The 22,018-nt window shown below is 67.8% G+C and carries 23 protein-coding genes and 1 pseudogene; 12 read left to right on the forward strand and 12 right to left on the reverse strand.

Annotated elements, in window-relative coordinates; translation table 11 throughout:
* The first annotated feature begins 94 nt into the window (after positions 1–94).
* The 3 genes from nirD (at position 95) to ACHAAJ_RS11760 (ending at position 1,701) form a co-directional block, all read left to right on the forward strand.
* Positions 95–481: a nitrite reductase small subunit NirD gene (nirD, locus tag ACHAAJ_RS11750; RefSeq protein ID WP_435728334.1), complete on the forward strand. Its 387-nt coding sequence runs from the start codon at positions 95–97 to the stop codon at positions 479–481.
* Complete coding sequence (locus tag ACHAAJ_RS11755) at positions 478–1,275, forward strand: sirohydrochlorin chelatase (RefSeq protein WP_435728335.1); 798 nt, start codon at positions 478–480, stop codon at positions 1,273–1,275. The genes nirD and ACHAAJ_RS11755 overlap by 4 nt, the downstream gene beginning before the upstream one ends.
* 222 nt (positions 1,276–1,497) lie before the next feature.
* Positions 1,498–1,701 (forward strand): cold-shock protein, encoded by a 204-nt coding sequence (locus tag ACHAAJ_RS11760; RefSeq protein ID WP_343901574.1) that lies wholly within the window; start codon positions 1,498–1,500, stop codon positions 1,699–1,701.
* Between the two features lie 115 nt (positions 1,702–1,816).
* On the opposite strand, the gene ACHAAJ_RS11765 is transcribed toward ACHAAJ_RS11760, so the two are convergent.
* Complete coding sequence (locus ACHAAJ_RS11765) at positions 1,817–2,836, reverse strand: PDR/VanB family oxidoreductase (protein ID WP_435728336.1); 1,020 nt, start codon at positions 2,834–2,836, stop codon at positions 1,817–1,819.
* 32 nt (positions 2,837–2,868) lie between these two features.
* Entirely contained in the window at positions 2,869–3,963 is a 1,095-nt protein-coding gene (locus ACHAAJ_RS11770; protein ID WP_435728337.1) for an aromatic ring-hydroxylating oxygenase subunit alpha, read from the reverse strand.
* Between the two features lie 296 nt (positions 3,964–4,259).
* Here ACHAAJ_RS11770 and ACHAAJ_RS11775 point away from each other — a divergent pair, with 296 nt between their 5' ends.
* Positions 4,260–5,174, forward strand: a complete 915-nt coding sequence (locus ACHAAJ_RS11775; RefSeq protein ID WP_435728338.1) for a methylenetetrahydrofolate reductase — start codon at positions 4,260–4,262, stop codon at positions 5,172–5,174.
* Positions 5,175–5,280: 106 nt separating this feature from the next.
* On the opposite strand, the gene ACHAAJ_RS11780 is transcribed toward ACHAAJ_RS11775, so the two are convergent.
* Positions 5,281–6,258: an ABC transporter substrate-binding protein gene (locus ACHAAJ_RS11780; RefSeq protein ID WP_435728339.1), complete on the reverse strand. Its 978-nt coding sequence runs from the start codon at positions 6,256–6,258 to the stop codon at positions 5,281–5,283.
* 362 nt (positions 6,259–6,620) lie between these two features.
* Between ACHAAJ_RS11780 and ligM the strand changes: the two genes are divergently transcribed.
* The 5 genes from ligM to ACHAAJ_RS11805 all read left to right on the forward strand — a co-directional run bounded on the left by ligM (position 6,621) and on the right by ACHAAJ_RS11805 (position 11,120).
* Positions 6,621–8,027 (forward strand): vanillate/3-O-methylgallate O-demethylase, encoded by a 1,407-nt coding sequence (gene ligM / locus ACHAAJ_RS11785; RefSeq protein WP_435728340.1) that lies wholly within the window; start codon positions 6,621–6,623, stop codon positions 8,025–8,027.
* An 81-nt stretch (positions 8,028–8,108) separates the two neighbouring features.
* Positions 8,109–8,702, forward strand: a complete 594-nt coding sequence (locus ACHAAJ_RS11790; RefSeq protein WP_435728341.1) for a PadR family transcriptional regulator — start codon at positions 8,109–8,111, stop codon at positions 8,700–8,702.
* Positions 8,703–8,774: 72 nt separating this feature from the next.
* Positions 8,775–9,767: an LLM class flavin-dependent oxidoreductase gene (locus tag ACHAAJ_RS11795; RefSeq protein ID WP_435728342.1), complete on the forward strand. Its 993-nt coding sequence runs from the start codon at positions 8,775–8,777 to the stop codon at positions 9,765–9,767.
* A 90-nt stretch (positions 9,768–9,857) separates the two neighbouring features.
* A complete protein-coding gene (locus ACHAAJ_RS11800) occupies positions 9,858–10,121 on the forward strand; it encodes a hypothetical protein (RefSeq protein WP_435728343.1) in 264 nt (87 codons plus the stop codon).
* A 63-nt stretch (positions 10,122–10,184) separates the two neighbouring features.
* Positions 10,185–11,120 (forward strand): LysR family transcriptional regulator, encoded by a 936-nt coding sequence (locus ACHAAJ_RS11805; protein WP_435728344.1) that lies wholly within the window; start codon positions 10,185–10,187, stop codon positions 11,118–11,120.
* Positions 11,121–11,122: 2 nt separating this feature from the next.
* Here the strand turns inward: ACHAAJ_RS11805 and ACHAAJ_RS11810 are convergent, their stop codons facing one another.
* The 5 genes from ACHAAJ_RS11810 to ACHAAJ_RS11830 form a co-directional block, all read right to left on the reverse strand.
* Positions 11,123–12,319, reverse strand: coding sequence for an SH3 domain-containing protein (locus ACHAAJ_RS11810; RefSeq protein ID WP_435728345.1), 1,197 nt, complete (start codon positions 12,317–12,319; stop codon positions 11,123–11,125).
* Between the two features lie 154 nt (positions 12,320–12,473).
* Positions 12,474–13,298 carry an IclR family transcriptional regulator domain-containing protein gene (locus tag ACHAAJ_RS11815; protein WP_435728346.1) on the reverse strand — a complete coding sequence of 275 codons (825 nt, stop codon included), beginning with the start codon at positions 13,296–13,298 and terminating at the stop codon, positions 12,474–12,476.
* A gap of 51 nt (positions 13,299–13,349) precedes the next feature.
* On the reverse strand, positions 13,350–14,015 hold the full coding sequence (locus ACHAAJ_RS11820) for a CoA-transferase (protein ID WP_435728347.1): 666 nt from the start codon (positions 14,013–14,015) through the stop codon (positions 13,350–13,352).
* Positions 14,015–14,686: a 3-oxoacid CoA-transferase subunit A gene (locus tag ACHAAJ_RS11825; protein WP_435728348.1), complete on the reverse strand. Its 672-nt coding sequence runs from the start codon at positions 14,684–14,686 to the stop codon at positions 14,015–14,017. The genes ACHAAJ_RS11820 and ACHAAJ_RS11825 overlap by 1 nt, the downstream gene beginning before the upstream one ends.
* A 38-nt stretch (positions 14,687–14,724) precedes the next feature.
* Entirely contained in the window at positions 14,725–15,936 is a 1,212-nt protein-coding gene (locus tag ACHAAJ_RS11830; RefSeq protein WP_435728414.1) for a thiolase family protein, read from the reverse strand.
* A 224-nt stretch (positions 15,937–16,160) separates the two neighbouring features.
* Between ACHAAJ_RS11830 and ACHAAJ_RS11835 the strand changes: the two genes are divergently transcribed.
* The 3 genes and pseudogenes from ACHAAJ_RS11835 to ACHAAJ_RS11845 all read left to right on the forward strand — a co-directional run.
* On the forward strand, positions 16,161–17,204 hold the full coding sequence (locus tag ACHAAJ_RS11835; protein ID WP_435728349.1) for an enoyl-CoA hydratase/isomerase family protein: 1,044 nt from the start codon (positions 16,161–16,163) through the stop codon (positions 17,202–17,204).
* A gap of 9 nt (positions 17,205–17,213) precedes the next feature.
* Entirely contained in the window at positions 17,214–17,963 is a 750-nt protein-coding gene (locus ACHAAJ_RS11840) for an IclR family transcriptional regulator (RefSeq protein ID WP_435728350.1), read from the forward strand.
* 236 nt (positions 17,964–18,199) lie between these two features.
* Positions 18,200–18,397, forward strand: a pseudogene (locus ACHAAJ_RS11845) (ABC transporter ATP-binding protein); the annotation flags it as partial.
* Positions 18,398–18,445: 48 nt separating this feature from the next.
* On the opposite strand, the gene ACHAAJ_RS11850 reads toward ACHAAJ_RS11845, so the two are convergent.
* The 4 genes from ACHAAJ_RS11850 to ACHAAJ_RS11865 all read right to left on the reverse strand — a co-directional run bounded on the left by ACHAAJ_RS11850 (position 18,446) and on the right by ACHAAJ_RS11865 (position 21,927).
* The gene (locus tag ACHAAJ_RS11850) at positions 18,446–19,276 is read right to left on the reverse strand and encodes an ABC transporter ATP-binding protein (protein ID WP_435728415.1); all 831 of its coding nucleotides are present in this window, start codon (positions 19,274–19,276) and stop codon (positions 18,446–18,448) included.
* Positions 19,277–19,352: 76 nt separating this feature from the next.
* Positions 19,353–20,126, reverse strand: a complete 774-nt coding sequence (locus ACHAAJ_RS11855) for an ABC transporter permease (RefSeq protein WP_435728351.1) — start codon at positions 20,124–20,126, stop codon at positions 19,353–19,355.
* Entirely contained in the window at positions 20,123–20,956 is an 834-nt protein-coding gene (locus ACHAAJ_RS11860) for an ABC transporter permease (RefSeq protein WP_435728352.1), read from the reverse strand. The genes ACHAAJ_RS11855 and ACHAAJ_RS11860 overlap by 4 nt, the downstream gene beginning before the upstream one ends.
* Complete coding sequence (locus tag ACHAAJ_RS11865) at positions 20,953–21,927, reverse strand: ABC transporter substrate-binding protein (protein ID WP_435728353.1); 975 nt, start codon at positions 21,925–21,927, stop codon at positions 20,953–20,955. Before ACHAAJ_RS11865 ends, ACHAAJ_RS11860 begins: the two co-directional genes overlap by 4 nt.
* Positions 21,928–22,018 lie beyond the last annotated feature (91 nt).

The following is a 22,018-nucleotide window of genomic DNA, read 5'->3' on the forward strand; positions in this document are numbered from 1 at the left end:
GCCGAAACGCCGGCCGGACGAACGCGTAACACCGCCTTCCTAGGCTCGGTGCAACGCCCAACGAAGAGGCAACGACCAACAAAGGAGACACGCCATGACCATCCTGATCGAGGAACACGCACCCGCCACGGCCGCAGGCACCCAGGACTGGCACGACGTCTGCTGGTTCGACGACCTGGAGACGGGCTGGGGCGAGGCCGCCTGGATCGACGGCAGGCAGGTGGCCCTGTTCCGGTTCGCCGACGGGTCGGTCCACGCCGCCGACCAGCGCTGCCCGGCGACCGGGTCCCAGGTGATGGCCCGCGGCATCATGGGCGGCCGTTCCACCGACGCGGGCCTGGTGCACACCATCGCCAGTCCGCTGCACAAGGAGACCTATCGCCTCGACACGGGCGAATGCCTCACCTCGCCGGGGCTCTCGCTTCCGGTGCACAGGGTCCGCGTGGAGGACGGCCGGCTCTGGGTCGGGTTCGGACTGTGACGGCCGCGATGCTGGAGAAGAACATGCTCGGGGAGGCCGCCGCCCCACTCGCCCCGGCGTTCAATTCCGCGTGGGGCGGCTGGGAGCCGCTCGTCCGGGCGACCACCCTCGTTGCGGCGTCGCACGGAACCAAGAGCCCGGCGGGCCGTGCCGCGATCACCGAGCTGGTCGACGCTGTGGCCGCCGCACGTCCCGACGTTCCCGTCGCGGCGGCGTACGTCGACGTGCAGACTCCCGGCGTCGATGTGGTGCTGGACGCCTGCGGGGGCAGCCCACGGATCGTGCCCCTGCTGCTGTCCACGGGGTTCCACACGCGCCACGACCTCGCCGGGTCCGCGGCGTCCGCGCCCGGGACGACGCTCTCCCGCGCGCTGGGCCCGGATCCGCGACTCGCGACCGTGCTGCAACGCCGGCTCGTGGAAGCCGGGCTGCGCCGCGGCGACCAGGTGATCCTGGCGTGCGCCGGGTCCACGGATCCGCAGGGCATCGCGGACTGCCACGCGATGGGACGCCTGCTGTCGGACCGGTTGGGAACGGGGGTGGAGACCGCGTTCGTCTCGGCGGCCGGACCCTCCGTCCCCGAAGCCGTCGAGCGGGCCTCGAGCCGGTCCCGCCGGCGCTGGTTCGCCCGCGGGCGCGTCGTCGTCGCCACGTACCTCATGGCGCCGGGGCATTTCGCCGCGATGGTGGCGGGCTGCGGGGCCGACGTCGTCTCCGCGCCCCTGCTGGTTCCCGGGACGGAAGTTCCGGCGGAACTCGTGGAGCTGGTTCTCGAACGATTCGACCGGCTGTAGGGCGATGCGGCGGGGTCCGTCCGCCGCGAATTGGTTCTGCGCGGGTCCTCCGGTATCGTTGGGCATGTAGTCGTAGTTTTCTCGTAGTAGTTTCAGTGCCAAGTCCCCGTTCGCGGGGCGTGTCTCTTTTTGACTCGCGGTAAATCTCGTAGCTGCATGGGGCCACCAAGTCCGGTGGTCGCAACCCCTACGTCCCCTGCGGACAGTCTGAAAGGACACATCATGGCAATTGGTACCGTTAAGTGGTTCAACGCTGAAAAGGGCTTCGGCTTCATCGCTCCGGACGACAACTCGGACGACGTGTTCGCGCACTACTCCGCGATCCAGTCCAACGGATTCCGCTCCCTCGAAGAGGGCCAGCGCGTTGAGTTCGAGGTGACCCAGGGCCAGAAGGGCCTGCAGGCCACCGACATCCGCGCTGTCTAAGTAGCGGATCAGTCCGAATCATCGGGCTCTTTCAACACCGCGAAGGCGGCACCCGCTGAGGGTGCCGCCTTCGTTCGTTAACCTCGCCCCCTGGCGGAGGTCGCCTTTTGGCCGGCTAGAGGTCGATGACGACCCTGGCGGGGCTCATGGTCCGGCCATCATCTCGGCATGTGTCGCTTGCCTCCGTGCCGGGCATCGCAACGCGGGAAACGCAGACGCACATCCTGTCAGCGGCGCGCTGTTGGCGTTCGCTGTAGAACACGTCGCGGTGGTCGATGCTGCCCCGCAGGTCCCGGACCTTGACTTCGCACAGTCCGCATTCCCCCTTGCGGCAGTCGAACATCACATCGACACCGGCATCCTCGAGGGCCTCCAGCATCGAGCGTTCCCTCCCGACCAGGATTTCGACGTCGCGGCTCGGAACCCGGACGATGAACTCCTCGGGATCGAACCAGCCCGAATTGCCGAATGTCTCGTAGCGCAGGCTCGGCACCGAACGTCCACTGGCTCCCCATGCCCGCCGCACGGCGTCCATCAGGCGAATGGGTCCGCACATGTACACCTCGGCGTCGGCGCGCATCCCCGCGACCAACGCGTCAACGTCGAGCCCCGTTCCCTCCGCGTCGACATGCGTGACGAGCCGGTCGCCGTGGGCCGTCTCGAGGGCCGCGAGGTACGCCATGGCTGCCCTGTTGCGGCCGGCGTAGACCACGCGATAGTCGGCTTTCACGCGCTTGAGCACGCTGGCCATGTTGGTGATTGCCGTGATGCCTATGCCGCCGGCGATAAGGACGTAGCTGGCGGCACCGACCCTCAGCGGAAAATTCTGCAGGGGCGCGGTGATGCGCAGCGTGTCGCCCACACGAACCGAGTGCATATGGATCGAGCCACCGCGCGAAGTACCCGAGAGGAAGACGCTGATGGCCAGGCGCCTGCCGCCGTCGATGGATTCGACGACTGAGTAGGAGCGCCGTTGACGCTGCCCGTCGATGTCGATGTCCAGGTCGATGTGCGATCCCGGCTCCGCGGCACGGACCAGCTCGGGCTCGATCACAATGCGGCGGATGCCCGTGGCGATGTCGGCGGTCTCCACGACGACGGCGTCCTGCCAGGTTTCCGTGGTGCTTGCTGCCATGTTGTTGTCCTTCGGATGCTCGGGCGGACGGATCAAACCCGCTCGCTCCCGCGGCCTTCGGCGGCGAGCATGCTCTCCAGTATGCGCCGGACCCACATGCCGCCGGCATCGATGTTCAGGCTGTAGAACTCATGGTCCGGGTTGGCGTCGATGGCTTCCTGCTGAGCCGTGAGCATCGCCTCGTCCTCCCCGAAGACTCCGTGGACGCCACTACGCAGTTGGGTGGTGATCAGCTGGCTGTCCAGACGGTAATTGCGCATGAAAGCCCAGAAGTAGAGGGACGACCGGTCGGTTTCCGGGGTAATGGTGTTCATGACGTAGCCGTTCACACCCTGACTACGGTCGCCCTTCTCGGCTCCGGTCCCGGCCTTCGCAACGCCGACATCGATGCGGATCGTGGAAGGTGCCTCGAAGTGGATGATCTGCCAACGGTCCACCCTTCCCTCGAAACCGGGGAACTTGTCGCGCATGTTTTTCAGCCAAAAAGGCGGGGCATCGATATCGAACATCCAACGGGCCACCGTGACAAGGTTGCCGTCACGCTTGGTCTCGAACTCGGACTCGCTGAGCTCCTCCTGGCCGATCGAGGACGCGTGGACGAATTCTTCGTGCGTCAAGTCCATGAGGTTGTCGAGGATCAGTTGGTAATTGCAGGCCGTACGGATGGTCTCGCCGTCCCCCGCCCACTCTTCCGAGGTCATTTGGGACATGTCCGGGACCAGCCCGGGGTCCGCGAGCGTGGGATCCCCCAGCCACACCCACACGTAGCGGTACCGCTCCACCACGGGAAAGGAGGGCACGGTGGCGCTCGGATTGAGCGTCTCCTGGGCCGGCATGGAAACGCACCGTCCGGCAGAGTTGTAAACGATCCCGTGATAGGGGCACTGAATGCCGTCCCTGCCCGCCGTCCTGCCCATCGACAGTGGCGCAAGCCTGTGCCAGCACGCGTCGGCGAGGGCAACGGCCCGCCCGTCTTCGGTGCGGTACATCGCGAGCGGACGGTTGGCTATGCGCCGCGCCATCGGCTTGCGTGTGACCTCGTGATCCCAGGCCGCTGCATACCAGGCGTTGAGCGGGTAGCCGAGTACCTTTGCGGCGCCGGCGCTTCTCGTCGCGGCTGTGGTCATGGTTGGTCCCTTCCGAAAGTGGGCTGCCGTGGCGGCAAGGACGGCTGCCAATCCCGTTGGACTGTGGTCCAGAACATAGAATACCTATGTACATAGTTAGTTGGCAAGCGACCGCTCTCCTTCCGAGAGTCGCGGCCAACCGAAGCGCGACATCCCATGGGGGCCACGTCGCTCGGCGTAGACATGCCACTATGTCGGTAGGTAGCCTAGGCGTGCCCCGGGTGGAGGTCGCGCCACCGTCGCGGCTACAGCACGTGCGCCGCGGCAGTGCGCGCACCCGGAACCGAAGGGCCCCAATGATGCTGTCCGATCAGCCTCCGCCAGACGAGACCGTCACCGGCTCCACGCAGCCGAAACCGCGCTCCGGCACTCCGACGCAGAACCTTCTCGCGGATTTCTCCTTGGAGATGACCGGGAAGGACATCCGCGCGCTTGAAGCCGCACGCGATGCCATCCCCGGGGGAACGCGCATCAACGTAACGTTCCTCGGCAACGAGGACCCGCCGATGCGCGTCGCCGCGGCCAGCGCGGTGAGGGCAGCGGGCTTCATTCCTGTTCCCCATCTTTCCGCTCGCCGCTTGGCTACCGCCGGAGAGTTGGAGGATTTCATCGCGGCGCTCGCAACGCGCGCACGTGCGAAACACATCTTCGTGGTGGGCGGGGATCCCGCCGAACCCATGGGGCCGTATCCCGACTCGCTGTCCGTCATCCGAAGCGGGGCCTTGTCCGGGCACGGGTTCGCCCACATCTCCGTCAGCGGCTACCCCGAGGGACACCCGAACATCGACGCGGACACTTTGTGGAGGGCGCTGGAGGACAAGGCGGCCGCCATTCGGGCCCAGGGACTCGACGGCACCATCATCACCCAGTTCGGCTTCGACACGGAGCCCGTGCTGCAATGGCTGGCCGAAGTCCGGCGACGGGGCATAGACCTACCCGTGCGCATTGGCGTTCCCGGACCGGCAGGCATCAGGCGTCTGCTTGCCTTCGCCCGCCGCTTTGGCATCGCGTCGTCTGCCGGCATAGCCCAGAAGTACGGATTCTCCATCACCAACCTCTTGGGCACGGCGGGGCCGGACCGCTTCATTCGGGACCTGGTCGATGGCTACGACCCGAAAACACACGGCACGGTGGGACTGCACTTTTATACCTTCGGCGGGCTCAAGGCGACCGCCGAGTGGATCGCGGACTTCCGGGAACGCATCGCATAGCGGCCAGGACGATCCCGCCCCGGCCGCAACCGCTCGAGCGGGTCTGCACCCGCGGCTGGGGCCGGACGCCCAGCGGCCGCCCGGCCCCATTGGGGTCCGCCCCCAGCTATTCGGCCGGAAGCAACGCCGTCATGTCCGGCACCTCGTCGATCAGTCCCCGATCCAGGGAGATCTGCGCGACCTCCTCGATCGAATCGGCATTGACCTCGGTCGGGAACTTCGGAAGGGTGAGCTTTTCGACGACGTTCGGCTCGAGCGAAGTGTAAGTCGGGAGAATCTCACGCACCCGATCCGGATTCGCATCGGCGAATTCCAGCGACGCCTTCATCGCCCGCACAAACTTTTCCGTGGTCTCCGGGTTTTGCTGCACGTACTGGTCGGACGTGAAGTACACGGCGACCGTGAGGTCTTCCACGGGTGCGGCATAGTTGGAGAACACCCGCTCGTTCCCGTCTCCCTCGGCGATCGTGACGAAGGGCTCGACAGCGGCGATCGCATCGACGTTTCCCTTGGCCAACTGCCCGACCATGTCGGGGAAGGGCATCTCCACGAAGTCGACGCCGGCCGGATCGCCACCGGCCTGCTTGACGGCCTCGGAAACGGTCGAGTCGGAGATGTTGTTCAGCGTGTTCACGCCAACCTTCTTGCCCACCAAATCGGCGACCTCCTTGATCCCGCTGTCCGGTTTGGTCATCACCGCTGCGAAGTCGTCTTCGACGTTGCCCGTCGTATTGGCTCCCGCTGCGACCATCTTCAGAGGCAATCCCTTGGAACGGGCGACGATCATCGAGGTGACATTCGAGAATCCAAAGTCCATCTGACCCGAGGTGATCGCGGGGACGATCGCGGCTCCGCCCTGCGCCAGCGTCAGGGTGAGCTCGAGCCCCTCCTTTTCGAAGAGCCCCTCCTCGACGCCGAGGTAGATGGGAGCCACGTCAACGATGGGAATCACGCCCACCTCTATCTGCTCCAGCTCCGACCCGCCGTCGGCTGTCCCGCTGGGGCTGGATGACGGCGATGCGCCTCCACAGGCCGCCAACCCCAGAATCGCCGCGCACGCGAGCGCTGCCTTAAGTGATTTCATGTGCTCTCCTGATGATCGGGGAGCATTTTTGGTGCCCCGTGTGATTCACCTCACACAATAACTACCCACATCGTTATTTCATAGGCCCTCCTGTCCATGCGTCCCGCGACCGGACCCCCTTCAGGCCAACTCCTCCGCGCCAACCCGGTCGCCCGGAACCCATGGCCGCCGACCAAAGCCACAGTGCATCCGGGCGAGCCGCGACCTCGCACCCCCGTGCTTGGCATCGACAACATCTCGACATGTCTACCCGCATAGTCATATGGTCAGGGTGCCGAGGTGAGCCAAATCACCATCGAGTCCCTGTCGCGTCTCGGTCCGCTGGCGTATTCGGGACAACCCATCAAAGGAAAGGGCCCACCGTGGAACCCACAAACCTCCAGGAAGTCCTCGACGCCGCGCCAAGCACCGTGGAACTTCTGCGCAATTCCCAGATCGGCGCGTATATCTACCCCGTCGTTGCGCCCGAGTACTCCAACTGGCGCAGCGAACAGCGCGCTTGGCGCGAAACGGCCGTGCTCTACGACCAGTCGCACCACATGGACAATCTGTTCATCAAGGGGCCCGACGCCCTCAAGCTGATTTCGGACACGGCCATCAACAGCACCGCGACCTTTCCGGTCAACAAGGCCAAGCAATACGTACCGACCACGCCCTCCGGTCATGTGATTGGCGACGGGATCCTCTTCCACGAGGCCGATGACGAGTTCGTCTACGTGGGACGGGCGCCCGCCGCGAACTGGCTACTGTTCCATGCCGAGACGGGCGGTTACGACGTCGAGGTGGTCGCGGACCGGCGTTCTCCCTCCCGCCCCATGGGCAAGCCGGTGCAGCGCAAGTACTGGCGGTTCCAGATCCAAGGCCCCAATGCGTGGCAGATCATCGAAAAGCTCAACGGCGGACCCGTGGAGCAGCTGAAGTTCTTCAACATGGACGAGATGGCGATTGCCGGCGAGACCGTGCGCACCCTGCGCCATGGCATGGCCGGCGCGCCGGGACTTGAGGTCTGGGGCGCGTACGACTCCTACGACAAGGTACGGGACGCCATCGTGGAGGCCGGCGCCGAGTTCGGAATGCTCCCGGTCGGCGCCCGCGCGTACCCGTCCAATACCTTGGAGTCAGGATGGATCCCGTCGCCGTTGCCGGCGATCTACACGGGGGACGAGTTGGGTGCTTACCGCCGATGGCTCGGCGCCGACAGCTATGAGGCGACCAACGCCGTCGCCGGAAGTTTCGTGTCCGAGAAGATCGAGGACTACTACCTCACGCCGTGGGAGCTTGGCTATGGTTCGTTTGTGAAGTTCGACCACGACTTCATCGGCCGGGACGCATTGGAGGGAATGGATCCGGCCTCTCAGCGCAAGAAGGTCACCTTGGCCTGGAACGCGGAAGACCTGGGCAGGATCCTCACCTCGGTTGTGGACACCAACGAGCGTCCCTACAAGTACTTCGATCTGCCCCTGGCGAACTACGGATCGTCGAATTACGACAAGGTTGTCGACGCCGGGGGGAACACCATTGGCCTCTCGATGTTCACCGGCTACAGCTCGAACGAACGGCGTGGGCTCTCGCTCGCCACCATCGATCCCGACGTTCCGGAGGGAACCGAATTGAAAGTCGTGTGGGGCGAACCGGGCGGCGGGACTCGTAAGACCACGGTCGAGCCGCACCGCCAGATGGAAGTCCGCGTGGTCGTCAGCCCGATTCCGTACTCCACGGTGGCGCGCCAAGACTACCGGGGCGGCTGGCGCACGTCCGCGGCGAGGTAGGCGGTCCCGGTTGCCTGCCCGCATAGGATGGGCAAACCGCCGACCCGTGTGGGCAGGCAACCGATGATTGAAAGGAGCCCGTTGAGCCTCCGCTATGCGCTGTTGGCCCTGCTGAACGTCGAACCGATGACCGGCTACGACCTGTACAAGGTCTTCGAATCCTCAGTCGGCCACGTTTGGTACGCCCCGGATTCCCAGATCTACCCGGAGCTGCGAAAGATGGAGCGCGACGGACTGGTCGTCGGCGAAGACGTCCCGTGGGGCAAGTCCGGCACCAAACGCCGCTACCACATCACTGCAGAAGGCAACGGCGCATTCACCGAGTGGATCAACGCGCCAATGGAGTTTTCGCGGGTCCGGGATCCGGCGCACCTCCGCGCGGCCTATCTGGAATGGGCCAGCCCCACCGCGGCCAGGAGGCAAATGCGGGCGCACATCCAACACAACACCGCCTTGCTGCGCCAGTGGGAACAGAAGGTCCGCGAGATCGACACCGGAACCAGCTCCATGCTGACCCGCCGGCTAAGCAAGACCGCCGAGCAGGACAAGGAACGAACGACGGCGTTCAAACGCTTTGCCTACGAAGGGCTTATCGCCCGGGCAGAAGCCGAAATCGCTTGGGCCAACCGCGGACTTCGCCTGGCGGATGAGCTCTACGGCGCGGAGGAGGCTTAGGGCGACGCGGGAATCACCCACGTTGCCGGCCTCCGCGGGAATGAACGCGTCGCCGAACGGGTTGCCGCCCTTGTGAGCATTCCACTTTCGGTCCTCGACCTCGCGCCCATCGCCCCCGGCGGCAGCGCCGCCCAGACCTTCGTCGAGTCGGTGAAACTCGCGCAGGCCGCGGAGGCATGCGGCTACACGCGCGTCTGGTACGCCGAACACCACAACATGCCGACCATCGCCTCCAGCGCCACGTCGGTCCTGATCGGCCACGTCGCGCACCACACCTCCACGATCCGTCTGGGCGCGGGCGGGATCATGCTGCCCAACCACTCTCCGTTGGTCATCGCCGAGCAGTTCGGGACTTTGGAGACGCTGTTTCCCGGCCGGATCGATCTCGGCCTGGGCCGCGCCCCGGGCAGCGACCAGGCGACCTTCCGCGCGCTGCGGCGCGATCCGGCGTCGGCCGATGCCTTCCCCCACGATGTCCTGGAGCTGAAGTCGTTCCTCGGCGCGGCCTCGCGCATTCCGGGCGTGAACGCCTACCCCGGACGCGGAACGCAGGTGCCGCTGTACATCCTCGGCTCGAGCCTGTTCGGCGCGCGCCTCGCCGCGCAGCTGGGCCTGCCGTACTCGTTCGCCTCGCACTTCGCGCCGGATTCCCTCGAACAGGCCGTCGCGCTCTACCGCGCCGAGTTCCGGCCGTCGGAGCAGCTGGCCGAACCCCATGTGGTGGCCGGTGTCGGCGTCGTGGCCGCGGAAACCAACGAGGAGGCGCAGCGGATCATGGAGGACGTCCGGCGCAGCCGCATCCGGATGATGCTGGGGCGCGGTCGCGAGCAGCCGTTCACCGACGACGAGGTGGACATGCTGCTCACCTCGCCCGCCGGGGAATCGGTGCTGCGGATGCTCGCCTACACGGCGGTCGGAACGCCGGACGCCGTGCGCGAGTACCTCGAGGGATTCGCCGACCACGCGCGGGCCGACGAGCTGATCACGGTCCACAACGCGCCGTTGCCGGAAGACCGGCTGGTCTCCCTGAGGCTCACCGCCGGGGCGATGGGTCTGGTGCCCTAGGGGGCTGTCGTCGCCGCCGGCATCGTCCTAGGCTGTGACTGAACGGAACACCGCTGGGCGACCAGTCCGGCCGGCCACGAGGAGGAACCCATGAGCGACGCATTCGACGACACCGTCTTCGACGAGCGTGCCGACGACGACCTGAACGGACCGGAGGACGGACGCGACGGCCAGCCCTACGAGGGATCCTCCGACGCCCCCGAATCCATGGATGGGGTCGACCCCCTGCACAAGCACAACTACCTGCTCGACGACGACCTCGAAACCGCGGCGGACCTCGACGACGAGGACGCCGAGGAGGAATGGGACGACGAGGAGCCGCGCGGGGAACGGGCGGACGCGGACGCCGAGTAGTCCGGGGGCACTAGGATGAATTAGCGTAAGCGCCCCTCACAGCGTCCAGCGCAAGGAGTCCTGATGGTCAACCCGGTGCACCTGCGCACCCTCCTCGAGGTCATACAGCAGGGTTCCTTCGCCTCCGCGGCCGCGCGGCTGGGATACACGGCCTCCGCGGTGTCCCAGCAGATGTCGGCACTCGAGCGCGACGCGGGCGTCTCGCTGTTCCGTCGTTCCGCGCGCGCGATCGAACCGACGGACGCCGCCACGACGATGGCCCGACACGCGAAAAAGGTCCTCACGGACATCGACGCCCTCCTCGCCGCAAGCCACACCGCCGGGGCCGGCCAGGACGGGGCGGGCGTCCGCGAACTGCGCCTCGGCATCTTCCCCTCCCTGGCCACATTCGCCCTGCCCAAGCTCCTCGGGTCACCCGACTGGCAGTCCCTGGGCATCAGCCTCCGCGTCAGCGTCGGCGAACCGCACCAGACGATCCAAGGTCTCCATGCGGGCGGGGAGCTGGACTTGGCGCTGGTGTTCCAAGTGGGACAGGCGGGTCTTGCGTGGCCCAACACCATCGACCGCCAGTGGATCGGGGACGACAACTTCCGGGTGGTCCTCCCCCGCTCGTGGCGGATCGCGGACGGGTCCGAGGTCACCGCCGAGCAGCTGGCGCACATGCCGTGGATCATGCACCACCCCGGGACGTCGGACGCGACCGTCATCTCCCGGCTGTTCGCCTCCTGCGACCTGCATCCGCGGGTGGTGGCCTACTGCGACGACTTCAACGCCTCGCTGCAGCTCGCCGCCGCCGGCCTTGGCGCGGCCCTGGTGCCTGACCTCGCCATGCAGGACCGGCCCGACGGCGTCGTGGTGGTCGACGTGCCCGAGATCCGGCTCGCGCGCAGCATCTTCGCGCTCCAGCTCAATGACCGGCGCAGCGCGCAGGTCGACGTGTTCATGGACCGTCTGGCCGCCGAGCTGCGGCGGATCAGCATCGGTCCCCGCCTGCGCTAGGGCTACCGCGCGACGAACGTGTCCACGTGGATGTGGTCGTAGTGCAGCGTGGTCGCGTTCCAGCCCCTCGGGCTCAGGTGCCGGCCCCACCCACCCATGGAATACGGGCCCCACTGCCGGTCCTGGCTCAACCAGATCCTGTCGCGCCAGATGATGTAGTCGATGGCCAGCGCCTTCTGGTTCCGGATCATGTAGTCCACGATCCTGTTGCCGTTGTCGATGCCGGATGCCGCGCTCCAGTTCGTGATCATGAGGTCCGCGCCCAGCCCGAGCCGGTGTCCCACCGACCCCTCCCGCACGGTCCCGACGGACGAGTATGCGGTCGGGAAGTTGCGCTTCACGGCGCCCAGCATGCGGCTGGTCACCGGCTGGAGGTGCGGCGGCGCCTTGGTGGCGAGGTTCGTCAGCAGCGTGCCCTTGACCCAGCCGGTCCCCCTCGAGGACTTGACCCTGGACCAGCCGTTCCGGGACTCAATCAGCGGCATCATCTCCCCGGCCGGGAGTACCCCCAGGCTGCGGTGGCCCGTGGACGGACCAGTCCTGATGTTGGACCGGTACATCGTCCACCGGTGGGACGACGACGGATAGATGGTGGCTCCGGTGTAGCGGGTGACGGACTTCGACAGCCCTCCCGTGCGGACCCAACCCGTGCCGCTGGGCGCGCGGACCTCGCTCCAGGTGCCCGAAGTCCGCAACACGGTGACCTTGGTTCCCCGGGAGTGTGCCATGAGGCGCTTCGACGAGTACGCGGGCCGCGTATATAGGGCCTGCGAGCCGGAGAACCAGCGGGTGGACGAGGCGCTCGGGGCCGGCGCGGGCGCTGAAGACGACGACACGACGGCCCGCAGGTAGGCGGAGCTGGACCAGCCCGTCTTGCCCCCGTACATGACCTCCCACCACGTCCCCGCGGTCCGGCCCGTCCGGGCGACGACGGTTCCCCGCGGTATCAGCGCCAGCGACGCGTACTGCGTTCCGGCACGCTGCCGCAGGTGCAGGTTGGCCGTGGTCCGCGCCGACTTCGTGGCGACCGCGGCCGGCAGGGGCTGCGCGGCGGCGAGGACGGGCTGCGCAAGCACGATGGCGGCGGCGGGCGCCTGGCGGTGCTGGGTCCCGGCGGCCGGGAGCGCGGAACCGGAGACGACGACGCCCAGTGCGAGCCCGACGGCCAAGCCGCGGAGCCCAAGGTGTTTCCAAGCCATTATTCAGATCCCCCGATGCGAAAGAGACTCCGGCTGGCATGGGCCGGACCCGCTACCTGCGCGGGCCGGGAGCCGCCGCCGAACTCAAGGTACGCAGACTCTATACCCGCGTCCGGGCGTCCGGCGGGTTTCGTCGCCTACGTTTGCGTAACGCCTACCGCTGCGAGCGCAGCGCCTCCTCGACCCGGTCCGCGGCCGCCCGGAGCGCGGGCAGCAGTTCCATGGCCGCCTCCAGCGGAGAGGCCGCGCCCGCGGCGCCGGACAGGACACCCATGGAGACGTTCAGCGCCGCCGCGACCGTCCCGTCCGGAGCGAAGACCGGCACCGCGAGGGACCGAAGCCCCAACTCGAGTTCCTGGTCGACGAGGCACCAGCCCCGTTCGCGGACCGCGGCCAGCTCCGCGCGCAGGAGCACCGGATCCGTCACCGTGTTGGGCGTCAGCGCGTCCAGGGGTCCCGTCGCCAGGGCCCGCTCCAGCGCGCCGGGTTCCAGATACGCCAGGAGGACGCGCCCCATCGACGTCGCGTAGGCGGGAAACCGGGTGCCGACGGCGATGCCGACGCGCATGATCCGGCGCGTGTGCACCCGGGCGATGTAGACGACGTCGGTTCCGTCCAGCACGGAGGCCGACGCCGACTGGTTGAGCTCGGCGGAGAGCTCCTCCAGCACGGGCTCGATCAGCTGCGGCAGCGAATGGCTGGAGAGGTAGGCGTAGCCCAACTGCAGGACCTGCGCCGTGAGCTCGAAGCGCTTGCCGTCCGTGCGCACGTAGCCCAGGTCCGCAAGGGTCAGCAGGAACCGGCGCGCGGTCGCGCGCGAGAGTCCCGTCAGCTTGGCGACCTCGGTCAGGGTCATGGAGTGGTGCTCGGCGTCGAAGGCCCTGATGACGTCCAGCCCCCGCGCGAGGGACTGGACGAACTTGCCGGCGGCGGCGCCGTCGGCCGGGACGCCTGGCGAGCCGTCGCCGTCGTACTCCATGAGGTCCCTTCCCGTGGTGCGCGGCCGGTGGGCCGCGCACTACATCCTAGGTCAGCGCGACGAGGCCTTCTTCACGGGGACCGGCAGCCGCTCGGCCAGTTCCTCGAACGTGGTGCCGTGGACCGAGCGGACCGTGACGCCGTCTTCGCCGATGAGGAAGACCGCGGACTCGGTGTAGATGCGCGAGACGCATCCGAGGCCGGTCGCCGGGTACGTGAGCGCCTCGACGATCTTGGACTCGCCGCCCTTGGTGAACAGGCTCATCATGACCCACGTGGCCTTGGCGCCGATGGCCAGGTCCATGGCTCCGCCGACGGCCGGGATGGCGTCCGGCGCGCCCGTGTGCCAGTTGGCCAGGTCGCCCTCCCGGGACACCTGGAACGCGCCCAGGACGCAGACGTCCAGGTGGCCGCCGCGCATCATCGCGAACGAGTCGGCGTGGTGGAAGTAGGACGCCCCGGGCAGCTCGGTGACCGGGATCTTGCCGGCGTTGATGAGGTCCCCGTCGACGTCGTCGCCCGTGGCGACCGGGCCCATGCCCAGCATGCCGTTCTCGGTGTGCAGGGTGACGCCCTGTTCCGCGGTGAGGAAGTTGGAGACGTTGGTCGGCTGGCCGATGCCGAGGTTCACGAAGGCGCCCCCGGGGATGTCGGCGGCGACGATCCGCGCCAGCTCGTCGCGGGTCAGTGCTGCCTCGGTGGAGGTGAATTCGCTCATTATTTCTCTCCTGGGATGGCTACGACGGTGTCCACGTAAATGCCGGGCGTGACGACGTTCTCGGGGTCGATCGCGCCGGTTTCGACGACCTCGTCCACCTGGACGATGGCCTGCTTCGCGGCGGCGGCCATGATCGGACCGAAATTGCGGGCGGTCTTGCGGTAGGTCAGGTTGCCCAGGCCGTCGGAGCGCAGCGCCTTGATCAGCGCGACGTCCCCGCGGATCGGCGACTCCAGGACGTAGCCCTTGCCGTCGATGACGCGGGTTTCCTTGCCCTCGGCCAGCATGGTCCCGTAGCCGGTCGGCGTGAAGAAGCCGCCGATTCCGGCCCCCGCGGCGCGGATGCGCTCGGCGAGGTTGCCCTGCGGGACCAGTTCCAGCTCGATCTCCCCGGCGCGGTAGGCCGTGTCGAAGTGCCAGGAATCGGACTGCCGCGGGAACGAGCAGATGATCTTCCCGACGCGGCGTTCCTTGATCAACAGGGCCAGCCCGGCGTCGGCCTGTCCGGCGTTGTTGTTGACGACGGTCAGGCCGCTCGCGCCGCAGTCCAGCAGCGCGTCGATGAGTTCCATCGGCTGGCCGGCGTTGCCGAACCCGCCGATCAGTACGGTTGCCCCGTCGTGGATGCCGGCAACGGCGTCCGCGGCGGAAGTGGCGATGCGTGGTGCCATGGGTGGCTCCTGCTTCCTAGTGTGTGGTTCGGGTGGGATCAGCGGTTGGATGCGGTGTTTTCGAGGACGACGGCGAGGCCCTGTCCGACGCCGATGCACAGGCTGGCGACGCCGTAGCGGGCGCCGGACTGCTGCAGGCGGCGGGCCAGCGTCCCGAGCACGCGCAGGCCGGAGGCGCCGAGTGGGTGGCCGATGGCGATCGCGCCTCCCCAGGTGTTGACGATGGCCTCGTCGATGTCCCACTGCCTGATGCAGGCGAGGGACTGGGCGGCAAACGCCTCGTTGAGTTCGACCGCGGCGACGTCGCCCCAGCCGATTCCGGCGCGCTTGAGCGCGAGGTTCGCAGCCTCGACGGGAGCCTCCCCGAAGTACTGCGGCTCGTTCGCGGCGGCCCCGCGGCCGGCGATGCGGGCGAGGGGCTCCAGACCGAGCAGGCCGGACGCCTTCTCGGAACCCAGCCACGCGGCGGAGGCTCCGTCGCTCATGGGGGACGCGTTGCCGGCGGTGACGGTGGCGTGCTCGCCGGTGCGGAAGACCGTGCGCAGGCCGCCGAGGGTCTCGGCGGTGGAGTCGGCGCGGACCGTCTCGTCGCGGGCGAGCTCGATGCCGCGCTTGGAGTTCGGCGGCACCGGGACCACGAGGTCCGCGTACTTGCCTTCGCCCCAGGCCTTGGCGGCCAACTGGTGGGAGTTGGCGGCGAACCCGTCCTGCTCCTCGCGGGAGATGCCGTGCTTCTCCCGCAACTGCTCCGTGGCCTCACCGAGGGAGACCGTCCATTCGGCGGGCATCTGCGGGTTCACGAGGCGCCAGCCGAGCGTCGTGTTGGCCAGTTCGAGGTTGCTCATGGGGAAGGGGCGCTCGGTCTTGGGCAGGACCCACGGCGCGCGGCTCATGGACTCGACGCCGCCGATGAGCATCAGGTCGGCCTCGCCGACCTCGATCTGCCGGGAGGCCATCATGGCGGCGTCCAGCGAGGAACCGCAGAGGCGGTTGACCGTGGTCCCCGGGAGCGACGTTGGGAGTCCGGCGAGCAGCGTGGCCATGCGGGCCACGTTGCGGTTCTCCTCGCCGGCGCCGTTCGCGTTGCCGAACACCACCTCGTCGATCGTTCCGGCGTCGAGGCCGGGCGCGCGCTTCACGATTTCGCGGACCACGTGGGCCGCGAGGTCGTCCGGGCGGTGGCCGGCGAGCGATCCGCCGATCTTTCCGAAGGGCGTGCGTACGGCGTCGTACACATAGGCCTGCTGCATGAACTTCTCCTGCTCCGTGGCGTAAAAGTGCACTATATGAACTTCTGTGCGTCCAATGAACTTTACCAGCGCGGTCCGGAGGCGACAAGGGCCCTTCCGGCATCCGTGTCGGGATACATGCGGGAATGGGCGCGGCTTTCCTACATGTATCCCGACACGGATGGGGGCTGGCGGGCAGGGTGTTCGGGTAGCGTCGAAAGCAGCATCCGTAGATGGAGGAACAAGTGGCAGAACACGTCATCGCGGCGGCCGGCGACGGACTCGGCGTCATCACGCTGAACCGGCCGGAGAAGATCAACGCGCTCACCCGCGAGATGGTCGCCGACATCGACGCGGCCTTCGAGGCGTGGCGGGCGGATCCGGCGATCGGGATCGTGGTCCTCCGCGGGGCCGGCGAGCGCGGATTCTGCGCAGGCGGCGACATCAAGGGCTTCTACGAATCGATCCGGTCCAACCGCCACCAGGACTTCCTCGACTTCCTGTCCGAGGAGTTCGAGGTGGACCGCAAGATCGCCACCTACCCCAAGCCGGTGGTCGCCCTGATGGACGGCCTGTGCATGGGCGGCGGGGTGGGCCTCGCCGGCCACGCCGCGGTCCGGATCGTGACGCCGCGCTCGAGGATCGGCATGCCGGAAACCCGCATCGGCTACTCCCCCGACGTCGGCGGCACCCACCTCCTCGGCCGGGCGCCCGGCCGCCTCGGGGAGCACTTCGGACTGACCGCCGCCGAGATGGGCGCCGGCGACGCCATCCTGGCCGGCTTCGCCGACTTCTGCGTCGCCGTGGACACGCTCGACGACGTCGTGGCCACCCTCCCGGACCTCGCGGGGCTCTCCGCGGCGGACGTCGGGGCCGCGCTCGAGGTGCTCCACGCCTCGCCGGCGCCCGCCGCCACCTTGGCCATCGCAGCGGACCGGCCGTGGATCGACGCGGCGTATGCGGCCGAGACGGTGGACGCGATCCTGGACCGCCTCGACGAGCTCCCCCATGCCGGCGCCGCCCGGGCCGCCGCCTCCATCAGGGCAAACTCCCCGCTCGCCACGGAGGCCGCGCTTCAGGCGATCCGCGCCGCCCGCGCCGATGACCACCTGGAAGAGGCCATGCGGCGCGAGCACCGGGTCGCCGCCTACCTGATGGCCCACCCGGACCTGCCGGAGGGCATCCGTGCGCAGGTCATCGACAAGGACCGCAATCCCGCCTGGTCGCCGGAGACCGCGGCCGGGGTCGACACCGCTGCGGTCGCCGCCATCATGCCGCACCCGGCGTAGGCCCCGGCCGTGGCCAACTCCCCGTCCGGAGACGCGATGTTGGACCGGCTGGTCCGCATCCTCGACGCGTTCGGCCCGGACCTGCGGTCGCTGACCGTCGGCGCACTGGCCCGCCGGGCGAACGTTCCCCGCGCCACCGCCTATCGGCTGGTCGAGGACCTGGTCGCGCACGGGCTCCTGGCCCGCGGCGCGAACGGCGAGATCCGGCTCGGCGTGAGGTTGTGGGAAATCGCCAACCGCTCCTCGGCCACCCGCGACCTGCGGCAGGTGGCCCTGCCGTTCATGGAGGACGTCAACCAACTGGTCCGCCAGAACACGCAGCTGGCCGTGCTCCACGAGGACGAGGTGCTCATCGTCGAACGCCTGTCCCGGCCGGATTCCGTGGTCAACCAGGCACACGTCGCCGGGCGCATGCCGGTCCACCTCACGTCGATGGGGATGGCGTTGCTGGCCTTCTCGTCGGGGCCAGTGCTGGAGGGGTACCTCGAACGGCATGCAGCGGCGGTCGCCGAGCGGCACGCGGACATCCGTCGCGAGCTCGCGCACATCAGGCTCCGGGGTTACGCGACCTTCGACGGCTTCATCGACGAGGAAACAACCGGCGCGGCCGTCCCGATCCTGGACGCGAGGGGACGGGCGGCGGCGGCGTTGGCCATCGTGGTTCCACGTGGTTCGGACCAGCTCCCGGCGGCGGTCATGGCCTTGCGGACGGCGGCCCGGGGCATTGCGCGCGGACTCGACGCGGGTGCCGAAAAGTAAAGACGGGATGTGCGCTGGTCACACTTTGCGGCGAAATGCCCCACGCTCTGGGGGTCTGGCGGCAACATGCTGTTCGACGGCGAGGACATCACCTCGGCGCCGGAGAAACGAATGATCGAATTGCGCGGGTCCCCCGATTGGCATGGCTCCGAAGGATCCGACCTCCAAGCTGAATCCGATGTCGCTGATCGGGTTCCAAGTGCGCGAGACCCTGCGCGCCAACGGGCTGCCGCCCGGTCACGTACCTGTTCATCACCCACGACCTCGCCGTGGTGCGGCAGATAGCGGACCACGTGTGCGTGATGGAGAAGGGCAAGCTGGTGGAGGTCGGGACCACGGACGACGTCTTCGACAATCCACAAACGTCCTACACGCGGGCGCTTCTGGACGCCATCCCGGGCGCAGGGCTGATGCTGCCCCCTGCGGTCGCCTAAGGCCGTTGCCGGCCCCGGGAGCCGCGGCTCCCGGGGCCGGCCGCGTCCCTACTTCGCGTCCCGGACGACCGAGGTGATGGCCTGCTCCGGGCGGTGCCCCTTCTTCGCGAGCTGAATCTGCTCGTAGACGTGGTGGCGCAGCTCGGTGAAGCGCGCCGCGGAGCGGGTCTCGAGCTGGTCGCGCTCCGCCGGCAGGTCGATTTCGATGTCCTCCTGCACCACGGTCGGCGAGGAGGACAGGATGATGACCCGTTCACCGAGGTACACGGACTCGTCGATGTCGTGGGTGACGAACAGGACGGTCATGCCCAGGTCCTTCCACAAACGGCGGACCAGGTCCTCCAGGTCCGCGCGGGTCTGCGCGTCCACGGCCGCGAACGGCTCGTCCATGAGCAGGACCTCGGGCTGGTAGGCGACGGCGCGGGCGATCGCCACGCGCTGCTGCATCCCGCCGGAGAGCTGCCACGGGTAGGACTTGGGGACGTGGTCCAACCCCACGGCCTCCAGCGCCTCGGCGACCCGGCGGGCACGCTCGGCCTTGGGGACCCCGGCGTTCTTCAGCGGCAGTTCGACGTTGGCGGCCACCCGCAGCCAGGGGAAGAGCGAGCGCCCGTACTCCTGGAACACCACCGCCATCTTCTTCGGCGGACCGGTGACCTTCTGCCCGTCCAGCAGCACCTCCCCCTCGGTGGCGCCGAGCAGGCCGGCGATGCACTTGAGCAGCGTGGTCTTGCCGGACCCGGACGGTCCGACCAGACAGGCCAGCTCTCCGCGTCCCAGATCGAACGTCAGGTTCCGGACGGCCTCGATGTCGCCGCCGTCGGTCTTGTAGACCTTCTTCAGGTTCCGGACCGAGAGCAACGCCGTCCCGGCGGGCATGGTGCGTCCCGACGGCGCAGGCGTCGCCGACGCTCCCGAGGGCTGGGCGATGTGGTCCGGCTGCGGTTTCTGGGTCTCAGGCTGCATTTTCTACCTCTTTCAGTCCGTGGTACCAGCGCAGGACGCGCCGTTCGGCCCACTGGAAGATGAACGACATGACGACGCCGATCAGTCCGAGCACGATGATGCCGGACCACATTTCGGGGATCGCGAAGGAACGTTGGAACTGCACGATGGTGAATCCGAGCCCCGAGGAGGAGGCGAACATCTCCGAGATCACCATCAGGATCAACCCGATGGACAGGCACTGCCGGATGCCGGCCATGATGGTCGGCATCGCCGAGGGCAGCACCTGGTAGCGGATGCGGGAGAATCCGCTGATGCCGTAGGAGCGGGTCGTCTCGTTCTGCACCGGATCGATCGAGCGCACTCCCTCGATCGTGTTCAGCAGCACCGGCCACACCGCCCCGGAGACGATGACCGCGACCTTCATCGAGTCGTTGACCCCGATCAGCAGCATCAGCACCGGAATCAACACCGGCGGCGGCAACGCGCGGAAGAACTCGAAGACCGGTTCCGTGATCGCGCGCAGCGTCCGGTTCAACCCGACCAGCAACCCCACGACCACACCCAGGACGATGGCGAGCAGGACGCCGACCACGAGCCGGCCCAGGCTGGGCACCACGTCCGAGACGATCCTGCCCTGGAACCACGTCGGACCGAAGGTTTCCACGAGCTGCGGCGGGGTGGGAACGAAGAAGTTCGGCTCCCCCGAGGTCCCGGCCCACCACAGCGCGAGCAGCAGAACCGGAAGGGCGAGGACATAACCGATGGACTTGAGCGTTTTCATGCGATGACCTCCCCGCGGACGGACGGGTGCCAGCCCAGCACCCGCTTCTCGACCACGCGCATGCCCGAGTTGATCAGCACCCCGAGCAAGCCCGTGGCGAGGATCAGCGCGTACATCCCCGAGATCGCTCCGCCGGACTGGGCCAGGGCGATCTCATGTCCCAGCCCGGGGGAACCGATGATCAGTTCGGCGGTGATCGCCAGGATCAGCGCGACGGCCGCCCCGAGCCGGACACCGGTCATCAGGTACGGCAGCACGGTCGGAAAGACGACGTCCTTGATCCGCTGCCAGCGGGTGAAGCCGTAGGACTGCGCGGTCTGCATGGCGACGTTGTCGACGTCCGCGACCCCGTAGAGGACCTGGATGAGGACCTGCCAGAAGCACGCGTAGACGATCAGCATCAGCGATGACTCGATCTTCACCCCGTACAGCAGCACGGCCAACGGAATCAGGGCAACCGACGGGATCGGCCGCAGGAACTCGATGGAGGAGTTGGTGAAGCGCCGCAGGAACGGCGACATCCCGATCACCAGTCCCAGCACCAGGGCCAGGGCGACCGCCATCGCCAGGCCGAGGGACCAGGCCAACAGGGTCTCGCCCACGGCCACCCAGAAGGCGGTGAGCCCGAAGTCGAGCACCAGCGCCACGATCACCTCCGACGCCGGCGGCAGGTACCTCGCCTCCACGACGCCGAGCGCCGGCAGGAGTTCCCACACCCCCAGGAAGACCACCACACCCGCCAGGCCGAGCAGCCATTTCGGCAGGGCCTTGGCCGGTCCCGCCTTCTTCCCGGCGCTCTGCCGCGCCGGCGCTTCCAGGGCGTGGGTCATGGCAGCAGCGCGTCGAGGTCGGGCGCCTCTTCCAGCGTCCCGTACTTCACGGCGGCGTCGCCGAGCTTCTGCGCCGCCTCGCGGCTCATCTCGACCTGGTAGCGGGGCAGCACGATCTCGGCACGGGTCGCCTCGTCGATCTTCGTGTAGGTGCCGACGATGTCGCGGACCTTGTCCGGGTTCTCCTGCGCGAACTCCAGTGACTTGTTCATGGCGCGCTGGAACTTCTCGGTCAGTTCCGGATCCTCGTCGAAGGTCGTCTGGCTGGTGAAGTAGGCGGCGATGTCCAGGTTCGGATCGAAGTCGGTGAAGTTCGCGCTGATGACCTTGGCCCCGTCGCCGACCGCCTGGCTCAGGAACGGGTCGAGGATCCAGGCCGCGTCCACGACGCCGTTCTCCAGCGCCGCCGGAGCGTCCGGGAAGCCGACCTCGACGAATTCGACGCCGTCCGGGTCCCCGCCGTCCTCCTCGACCACGGTCTTAATGGTCGTGTCTCCGATGTTGGAGAGGTTGTTCACCGATACCTTCTTGCCTGCCAAGTCCTTCGGCGAGGCGATGTCGGAATCGGCACCCACCACGACGGCGCCGAAGTCCTCCTGCGTTCCGGTGGTGGTGGCGCCGTTGGCGACGATCTTCATGTTCAGGCCCTTGTCGTTGGCGACCATGAGCGAGATGAGGTTCGAAAACGCGAAGTCGTAGCTGCCGGACTGGATGCCCGGGACGATGGCGGCACCGCCGGTCGCCGTCTGGATGTCCAGTTTCAGGCCCTCCTCGGCGAAGATCCCCTCGGCCTCCCCCAGCCAGATCGGGGCGGTGTCGACGATGGGGATGACACCCACCGTGACCGTCGTCAGATCGCCGGCTCCCGTGGACTCGCCGCCGCCGTCGGAACCGCTCGGGGATCCTCCCCCGCATGCGGCCAGCGCCAATACCGTAGCGGCCAATGCCGCGGACTTCGTGAGCTTTTTCATGGTTGACTTCCTTGTCGTGCATGGTGAACGGGTGTTGGCTGATGGGTCAAAGGTAGTGCGGTCCGGTGTGATTCAGAACACCGGACCGGTC

This window comes from Arthrobacter arnarulunnguaqae, assembly GCF_051262515.1.
Classification (GTDB): domain Bacteria; phylum Actinomycetota; class Actinomycetes; order Actinomycetales; family Micrococcaceae; genus Arthrobacter_N.

What these genes read in the sequence shown, in the direction of transcription:
- nirD (WP_435728334.1), top strand. Translation starts at nt 95, where the DNA reads ATGACCATCCTGATCGAGGAACACGCACCCGCCACGGCCGCAGGCACC.
- ACHAAJ_RS11800 (WP_435728343.1), top strand. Translation starts at nt 9,858, where the DNA reads ATGAGCGACGCATTCGACGACACCGTCTTCGACGAGCGTGCCGACGAC.
- ACHAAJ_RS11850 (WP_435728415.1), bottom strand. Translation starts at nt 19,276, where the DNA reads ATGCCCGCCGGGACGGCGTTGCTCTCGGTCCGGAACCTGAAGAAGGTC.
- ACHAAJ_RS11865 (WP_435728353.1), bottom strand. Translation starts at nt 21,927, where the DNA reads ATGAAAAAGCTCACGAAGTCCGCGGCATTGGCCGCTACGGTATTGGCG.
- ACHAAJ_RS11775 (WP_435728338.1), top strand. Translation starts at nt 4,260, where the DNA reads ATGATGCTGTCCGATCAGCCTCCGCCAGACGAGACCGTCACCGGCTCC.
- ACHAAJ_RS11780 (WP_435728339.1), bottom strand. Translation starts at nt 6,258, where the DNA reads ATGAAATCACTTAAGGCAGCGCTCGCGTGCGCGGCGATTCTGGGGTTG.
- ACHAAJ_RS11810 (WP_435728345.1), bottom strand. Translation starts at nt 12,319, where the DNA reads ATGGCTTGGAAACACCTTGGGCTCCGCGGCTTGGCCGTCGGGCTCGCA.
- ACHAAJ_RS11770 (WP_435728337.1), bottom strand. Translation starts at nt 3,963, where the DNA reads ATGACCACAGCCGCGACGAGAAGCGCCGGCGCCGCAAAGGTACTCGGC.
- ACHAAJ_RS11765 (WP_435728336.1), bottom strand. Translation starts at nt 2,836, where the DNA reads ATGGCAGCAAGCACCACGGAAACCTGGCAGGACGCCGTCGTCGTGGAG.
- ACHAAJ_RS11825 (WP_435728348.1), bottom strand. Translation starts at nt 14,686, where the DNA reads ATGGCACCACGCATCGCCACTTCCGCCGCGGACGCCGTTGCCGGCATC.
- ACHAAJ_RS11815 (WP_435728346.1), bottom strand. Translation starts at nt 13,298, where the DNA reads ATGGAGTACGACGGCGACGGCTCGCCAGGCGTCCCGGCCGACGGCGCC.
- ACHAAJ_RS11760 (WP_343901574.1), top strand. Translation starts at nt 1,498, where the DNA reads ATGGCAATTGGTACCGTTAAGTGGTTCAACGCTGAAAAGGGCTTCGGC.
- ACHAAJ_RS11820 (WP_435728347.1), bottom strand. Translation starts at nt 14,015, where the DNA reads ATGAGCGAATTCACCTCCACCGAGGCAGCACTGACCCGCGACGAGCTG.
- ACHAAJ_RS11860 (WP_435728352.1), bottom strand. Translation starts at nt 20,956, where the DNA reads ATGACCCACGCCCTGGAAGCGCCGGCGCGGCAGAGCGCCGGGAAGAAG.
- ACHAAJ_RS11830 (WP_435728414.1), bottom strand. Translation starts at nt 15,936, where the DNA reads ATGCAGCAGGCCTATGTGTACGACGCCGTACGCACGCCCTTCGGAAAG.
- ACHAAJ_RS11805 (WP_435728344.1), top strand. Translation starts at nt 10,185, where the DNA reads ATGGTCAACCCGGTGCACCTGCGCACCCTCCTCGAGGTCATACAGCAG.
- ACHAAJ_RS11855 (WP_435728351.1), bottom strand. Translation starts at nt 20,126, where the DNA reads ATGAAAACGCTCAAGTCCATCGGTTATGTCCTCGCCCTTCCGGTTCTG.